The following is a 1595-nucleotide window of genomic DNA, read 5'->3' on the forward strand; positions in this document are numbered from 1 at the left end:
CTAGCAGTCTGTCGGACTCACGTCCGACAGACACGGTTTAAAGTCGTGGTAACGGTTCAAAGCTGTTAGTTTTGCTTCTGGTGGTTCTGAGTGCGGTAAACGCCGGCTCAACAGAGGCACCAGGCACTCCCTGTAGGGCGTAAAAAGGACTGAAGGCCCTCACACCGCCATTCTCAGCACGTTCATCCGCTTTACGTTCCATGCCAGCGTCGCTAATGTCCATTCGCCTGCGACCTTGTCCAGGCCTCGCATCGAGAACTGCCTCAGCCCCATCACCTGCTTAATAACGCCGAACACCGGTTCAACCGTTTGCTTGCGCAGCGCATACAGCGCCCGTCCGGATTGGGTCGTCAACTGGTGTTTCATTAACACCACGGGATCGTCTGTATTAGGCACGGGTGCGTCCGGTGCGAAGCGCTCAAAGACAGATCGATGGTGTTGATCCCGTGCGATCGCCAGCGACGGCTGTATCTGGCTCCCAATGCAGGCCTGTACATTCGCCTGACTGAAGTACCCGGTGTCAGCCAGCAAGTCTGTGGCGGTGCCCAGGGTCTCGGGCAAAGCGCTCAGCCGACTCAACGCCGGCGCAACCTCTTTCTTGTCGTTGGTCGCTTGCGTGATGTGCGCACTGACAACCAGCATGGTCTCGGTATCGACACCTGCCTGAGCGTTGTAGCACTGATCAAAGCCGCCGCCGGAGACCGGCATGATGCGTGATTCCTCATCGCTCAGGTTCACCTGGTCCGTGTCCCGAGGGCCGGGCAGCGGTGCCTTGGGCTCCCGGCCCCGGGGCTTTTTTCCCTGGTCCCTCTGGGCCTGCCGTTTGGCCTGCTTTTGTTGGTAGTCGGCCTGCTCGTGTTCAAAGCGCTCCTGCGCGCGTGCTTCGATTTTTCGCTTGGCTTCCGCCAAGGCAGCAAGCCGCGCTTCGCGTCGGGAAATCTCCGCGGGAACGTCCATGCCTTCGACAACCGGCGTCTGATCCGCCGCCTCTGCCAGCGCGGTCAAGGCACTCACCTCCGACTTGAGTTGCGCTTCGATCTTCTTGGCATGCTTGTAGGACAGTGCCTTGTGCTTGCTGGCGTTCGCTTTTACCTTGGTGCCATCCAGGGCAATCCGGCCCAGCTTCATCAGCTTCATCTCACGTGCCAGCAGCAGGACCTGAACGAACAGGCTCTCAAGCTGGGGTAAAAAACGGCGCCGGAATGCCGCTATGGTGTCGTGGTCCGGATGCGTGTTGGCCGCCAGGTAACGGAAGGCAATTGAATCGTAAGTGGCGCGCTCAATCTTGCGGCTGGAGAACACGCCAGTGGCGTAACCGTAAATCAGCAGGCTGAGTAAGACAGCGGGATGGTGGGCCTTCGAGCCTCGGCCAGCGTATTGCTGCGTCAGTTCAGACAGGTCGAGCTGGTCAACCACGTCAACAACAAAGCGGGCCATGTGATCCTCGGGCAGCCAATCCTGCATGGAAGGGGGAAACAGGTAGTCAGTTTCCCGATCCGCGTTTACGAAGTTTGCCATCATTGCGCCCCGATCACTGCACGTGACATGGATTATCCCACGTCGATACTATTCGGTTAAGTCCGACAGGCTGCTAG

Annotated in this window: 1 protein-coding gene; it reads right to left on the reverse strand. The window is 58.7% G+C overall.

Going from position 1 to position 1595, the window contains the following annotated elements:
- Nucleotides 1-159 precede the first annotated feature (159 nt).
- Nucleotides 160-1518 (reverse strand): IS1182 family transposase, encoded by a 1359-nt coding sequence (locus EV688_RS17305; protein ID WP_131917737.1) that lies wholly within the window; start codon nt 1516-1518, stop codon nt 160-162.
- Nucleotides 1519-1595: the final 77 nt, after the last annotated feature.

Source organism: Chromatocurvus halotolerans, from assembly GCF_004340525.1.
Classification (GTDB): Bacteria; Pseudomonadota; Gammaproteobacteria; order Pseudomonadales; family Halieaceae; genus Chromatocurvus; species Chromatocurvus halotolerans.

Excerpts from the sequence above, each read along its gene's own strand:
- EV688_RS17305 (WP_131917737.1), bottom strand. The coding sequence starts at position 1,518 with ATGGCAAACTTCGTAAACGCGGATCGGGAAACTGACTACCTGTTTCCC.